Here is a 5,236-nt window from a genome sequence, read left to right as displayed (position 1 = left end):
GCGGCCACCGCGTCCGCGGCGGCGTCGGCGGCCGCCGCGGCCGACAGCCGGGCGGTGTCGACGCCGAGGGCCGCGGCCACGGGCACGAAGCGCTCGGCGGAGTGCTGGGCGTTGAACCGCATGACGTGCGGGAGCAGCACCCCGTTGAGCACGCCGTGCGGCAGGTCCAGCAGCCCGCCGACCTGGTGGCTCATCGCGTGCGTGGCGCCGAGGATGGCGTTGGTGAAGGCCAGCCCGGCCTCCAGGCTGGCCTGGGCCATCGCGGTGCGGGCGGCCTCGTCGTCCGGGTAGGTCAGCGTGCGCCGCAGGTTGGCCGCGATCAGCTGCACCGCGTGCAGGGCGTGGGCGTCCGACAGCGGGCCGTGCGCCCGGGACACGTAGGCCTCGACCGCGTGGGTCAGGGCGTCCAGGCCGGTCGCGGCGGCCAGCTCGTCGGGCATGGTGGTCAGCAGCCGCGGGTCGGTGACCGAGATGTCGGGGACCAGGGCGCGACCGATGAGGGTGGCCTTGACCCGCCGTCCGGTGTCGGTGATGACGGCGAACTGGGAGACGTCGGCGCCGGTGCCGGCCGTGGTGGGGCACATGACCGTGGGCGGCAGCGCGACGCCGACCCGGTCCACGCCCTCGTAGTCCAGGATCGCGCCGCCGTTGCTGGCCACCACGGCGATGGCCTTGGCCGCGTCGATGACCGACCCGCCGCCGAGGCCGACGACGACGTCGCAGCCGCTCTCGGCGTAGGCCCGGGCCCCGGCCGCCACCTCGTGGTCCTTGGGGTTCGGCGTCATGTCCTGCCAGACCGTGCCGGTCAGCCCGGCCGCGGTCAGGTGGCCGGCCAGCTCGTGCCACCAGCCGGCGGCGGCCACCCCCTCGTCGGTGACCACGAACGGCCGGCGGGCGCCCAGCCGGCGGGCGGCGTGGCCGGCCTCGGACAGCGCACCCCAGCCGAAGACGACCTCCGGCACCAGGTACTTGCTGAACGGGCCGCTGGCCGACGCGGGGGCCGGGGGGCGTGGCGGGGTGCTCAGGACGGCGGTCACGGGCGGGCCCTCCTCGGGACGGCGGCACCCGAGGCTAGCCCGTCCGGCACGCCTCGTGGTGGTGCACGCCACATCCCCGGTGCCCACCGCCGACGGTGCCGGGGTGCGCACGCGGGTGGGGTGGGAAGGTGCGGCGGGGAGATCCGCTCGCGGGAGGAGTTCAGCCCCGACACGGTCGCCGTCCCGCTTCCGGGGTGGGACCGGGAGCGGCACCCGGTCTGCATCGAATAGACCCACGGCAACGAGCAGATCGACGGCTTCCCGATGACCGACGGGCCGGCGGGTGGCTTCGAGCTGGGGTTTCTCCGCGTGGGCACGCCCACCGACCCCGACGCCGTGGACCGGGTGGTCCGCGAGGAGGAGAACGACGCCGTCCGGGCCCGCGCCCGGCAGCTGTTCCCGCACCTGGGCCGGCCGGTCGTGCAGGCCAGGACGTGCCTGTCCACGATCACCCCCGACGAGCACGTCGTCGTCGGCGTCCACCCCGAGCACGAGCAGGTGTCGATCGGCTGCGGGTTCAGCGGCCACGGCTCCACGTTCGTCCCGGTGATGGGGGAGGTCCTGGCCGACCTCGCCCAGCACGGCAGGACCCCGCACCCGATCGGCCTGTCCGACCCCACCCGGGCCGCGCTCCGCCCCGCAGCCGCCTGACCCGGGCCGCGGAGGCCCGCGGCTGCTCGACGTCCCGCTGTGCGTCCGCTGCGGGTGGCCTGTGCTCAGCCGCCGCACAGCGTCGGCCTGCTGAGGCGACAGTCGCCGGCCCGACGGTGTCCTCGTGACCCTCCCCGCCGACCCGACCCGCCCGGTCCTCGACGTCGTCGTCCCTGTGCACGACGAGGAGGCCGACCTCGAGCAGTGCGTGCGCCGCCTGGACGCCCACCTGCGCACCCTGCCCTTCAGCTACCGCATCACCATCGCCGAGAACGCCAGCACCGACGACACCGTGGCCATCGCCCAGGCACTGGCGGCCGAGCTGCCCGGCGTCGTCGTCCGCGTGGAGACCCGACCCGGCCGCGGCCGGGCGCTCAACCGCGCCTGGGCCGCCAGCGACGCCGCCGTCCTGGTCTACATGGACGTCGACCTGTCCACCGACCTCAACGCCCTCCTCCCGCTGGTCGCACCGCTGATCAGCGGCCACTCCGACCTGGCCATCGGCACCCGCCTGGCCGGCTCCTCCCGCGTCGTGCGCGGCGCCAAGCGGGAGTTCATCTCCCGCAGCTACAACCTCCTGCTGCGCGGCACCCTGGCCACCCACGTCTCCGACGCCCAGTGCGGCTTCAAGGCCATCAGCGCCGACGTCGCCGCCCGCCTGCTGCCCCTGGTGGAGGACACCGGCTGGTTCTTCGACACCGAACTGCTCGTCCTGGCCGAGCGCGCCGGACTGCGCATCGCCGAGGTCCCCGTGGACTGGGTCGACGACCCCGACAGCCGCGTGCACATCGTCTCCACCGCCGGCGCCGACCTCGCCGGCATCGTCCGCATGTGGCGCGCCTTCACCACCGGCCGCCTCCCGGTGGCCAACCTGCGCGCCCAGATCGGCCGCGGGCCCCTCGTCGAACCGCCGCTGGACGGCGTCCCCACCGGACTGGTCGGCCAACTCGTCCGCTTCGCCGCCATCGGCGCGGTCTCCACCCTCGCCTACCTCGCGCTGTTCGCGCTGCTGCGCACCGGGGTGGAGGCGCAGGCCGCGAACGTGGTGGCGCTGCTGGTCACCGCGGTCGCGAACACCGCGGCGAACCGGCGGTTCACCTTCGGCCGCACGGGCCGGGCCGGGGCGGTGGTGGCGCAGGGGCAGGGCCTGCTCGTGTTCGCCCTCGGCCTCGCACTGACCAGCGGTGCCCTCGGCGTGCTGCACGCGACCACCACCGACCCCGGCACCGCGGTCGAGGTCGCCGTCCTGGTCGCGGCCAACGCGGCCGCCACCGTCCTGCGCTTCCTGCTCCTGCGGCACTGGGTGTTCCGCACCCCGGCCGCCGCCACCCCCGTCCCCGCCGTCCACCCCGAACTGGAGTCCACCCGATGACCACCGCCGAGGCGCCGCCGTCCGTCGCGCCCACCCTTGAGACCACCTCGTCGAGGCGGTCCCACCTGCTGCGCGGCCCGGACGGCGACCCCCGCTGGGTGCGGCCGTCGCTGCTGGGCCTGCTGGCCGCCACCGGCGTGCTGTACCTGTGGGACCTGGCCGCCTCCGGCTGGGCCAACGCCTTCTACGCCGCCGCGGTGCAGGCCGGCTCGCAGAGCTGGGAGGCGTTCTTCTACGGGTCCTCCGACGCGGCGAACTCCATCACCGTCGACAAGCCCCCGGCGTCGCTGTGGGTCATGGAGATCTCGGTCCGGCTGTTCGGGCTGGACTCCTGGTCGCTGCTGGTGCCGCAGGCGCTGATGGGCGTGGCCACGGTCGGGGTCGTCTACCTGGCGGTGCGCCGGGTCGCGGGCGCCGGCGCGGGCCTGCTGGCCGGTCTGGTGATGGCGCTGACGCCGGTCGCCGTGCTGATGTTCCGGTTCGACAACCCCGACGCGCTGCTGGTCCTGCTGCTCACCCTGGCCGCCTACCTGCTGACCCGGGCGCTGCAGTCCGCCCGGCGGGCGACCCTGGTGGGGGTCGGCGTGCTGCTCGGGTTCGCGTTCCTGACCAAGACGCTGCAGGCCTTCCTCGTCGTCCCCGGCTTCGCGCTGGTCTGGCTGGTCTGCGCCCCGACGACGTTCCGCAAGCGGTTGGTCGACCTGCTGCTCGCCGGGCTGGCGATGGTCGTCGCCGGTGGGTGGTGGGTCGCCGTCGTCGAGCTGGTGCCGTCGGAGTACCGGCCCTACATCGGCGGGTCGCAGACCAACTCGGTGTGGGAGCTGATCTGGGGCTACAACGGCCTGGGCCGGCTCACCGGCGACGAGACCGGCTCGGTCGGCGGGGGAGGGGGCGGCGGCTGGGGCTCGACCGGGCTGGGCCGGCTGTTCGAGGCCGAGCAGGGTGGTCAGATCGCCTGGCTGCTGCCCGCTGCGTTGGTCCTCGCCGTCGCGGGGCTCGTGGTGGTCGGCCGGGCCCGCCGCACCGACGTCCGCCGGTCGGCGCTGCTGGTGTGGGTGGGCTGGCTGCTGGTCACCGGGCTGACCTTCTCCTTCATGGCCGGGATCTTCCACGCCTACTACACCGTCGCCCTCGCGCCGGCCGTCGCTGCGACCGTCGGGATCGGCGGGTCGCTGGTGTGGTCGCGGCGGGGGTCCCTGTGGGCCCGGGCCGTGCTCGCGGCCACCGTCGCCGGGACCGGGGTGTGGGCCTGGGTGCTGCTGGGCCGGTCGGCGGATTTCTTGCCGTGGCTGGCGCCGGTGGTGCTGGTCGCCGCCCTGCTGGCAGCGGCCGGGTTGCTGGTCGTGCACCGCGCCGGCCGAGCGGTCGTGGCCGGGGTCGTGACGCTGGGGGTGCTGGCGTCCCTCGGTGGTCCGGCGGCCTACGCCGCGCAGACGGCCGGGACGGCGCACACCGGCTCGATCGTCACCGCGGGCCCGACGGTGAGCGGTCATTCCGGCCCCGGCGGCGGCGGGTTCCCCGGCGGTGCCGGCCAGGGTGGCCCCGGCGGGGGCCAGGGCGGGGGACAGGGCGGTCCCGGCGGCCAGGCCCCGACCGGCCAGACCCCGACCGGCCAGGCACCGACGGGCACGGCCCCGACCGGCCAGGGCGGCACCGGCGCAGCGATGGGTGACGGCACGCGCGGCGGCACGGGTGCAGGCGGCATGAGCGGGCTGCTCGACGCCGCCGACCCCGGCACGGAGGTGGTCGCCGCGCTGTCGGAGGACGCCTCGTCCTACACCTGGGTCGCCGCCGCGGTGGGGTCGCAGAGCGCGGCCGGCTACCAGCTGGCCACCGAGGAGCCGGTCATGGCGATCGGCGGGTTCAACGGCAGCGACCCGTCGCCGACGCTGGCGCAGTTCCAGCAGTACGTCGCCGACGGCGAGATCCACTGGTTCATCGCCGGAGGCGGGGGCGGCGGCACGGGCGGGAGCGGGTCGTCGACCTCGTCGGAGATCACCGCCTGGGTGGAGGCCACGTTCACCTCGACCACGGTCGACGGCGTCACCCTCTACGACCTCACCCAGCCGCAGGCGTGACGCCGGCGCGCGGGGCCGCGCACGCCGGACCGGCGGCGGCCCGGGACACTGGTCCGGTGCCGCCGCGTCCCCCCGCCCGCCCGGTCCAGCGCGCCGTC

4 protein-coding genes are annotated in these 5,236 nt (G+C 75.8%); 3 read left to right on the top strand and 1 reads right to left on the bottom strand.

Annotated elements, in window-relative coordinates; all coding sequences use genetic code 11:
* Positions 1-1,037: iron-containing alcohol dehydrogenase (locus NH342_RS21770; RefSeq protein WP_253018252.1), on the bottom strand; the 1,037-nt coding region annotated here is incomplete at its 3' end.
* A gap of 264 nt (positions 1,038-1,301) precedes the next feature.
* Between NH342_RS21770 and NH342_RS21765 the strand changes: the two genes are divergently transcribed.
* The 3 genes from NH342_RS21765 (at position 1,302) to NH342_RS21755 (ending at position 5,138) form a co-directional block, all read left to right on the top strand.
* Positions 1,302-1,688, top strand: a complete 387-nt coding sequence (locus NH342_RS21765) for an FAD-dependent oxidoreductase (RefSeq protein WP_253018251.1) — start codon at positions 1,302-1,304, stop codon at positions 1,686-1,688.
* Positions 1,689-1,812: 124 nt separating this feature from the next.
* Positions 1,813-3,060 (top strand): glycosyltransferase, encoded by a 1,248-nt coding sequence (locus NH342_RS24405; protein ID WP_253018250.1) that lies wholly within the window; start codon positions 1,813-1,815, stop codon positions 3,058-3,060.
* Entirely contained in the window at positions 3,057-5,138 is a 2,082-nt protein-coding gene (locus NH342_RS21755) for a glycosyltransferase family 39 protein (RefSeq protein ID WP_253018249.1), read from the top strand. Before NH342_RS24405 ends, NH342_RS21755 begins: the two co-directional genes overlap by 4 nt.
* The last annotated feature ends 98 nt before the right edge of the window (positions 5,139-5,236 follow it).

Origin of the sequence: Klenkia sp. PcliD-1-E (assembly GCF_024124375.1) — a bacterium.
GTDB lineage: Bacteria > Actinomycetota > Actinomycetes > Mycobacteriales > Geodermatophilaceae > Klenkia.
Note: the sequence above shows the minus strand (reverse complement) of the source record. Positions and strands in the feature narration are given on the sequence as shown.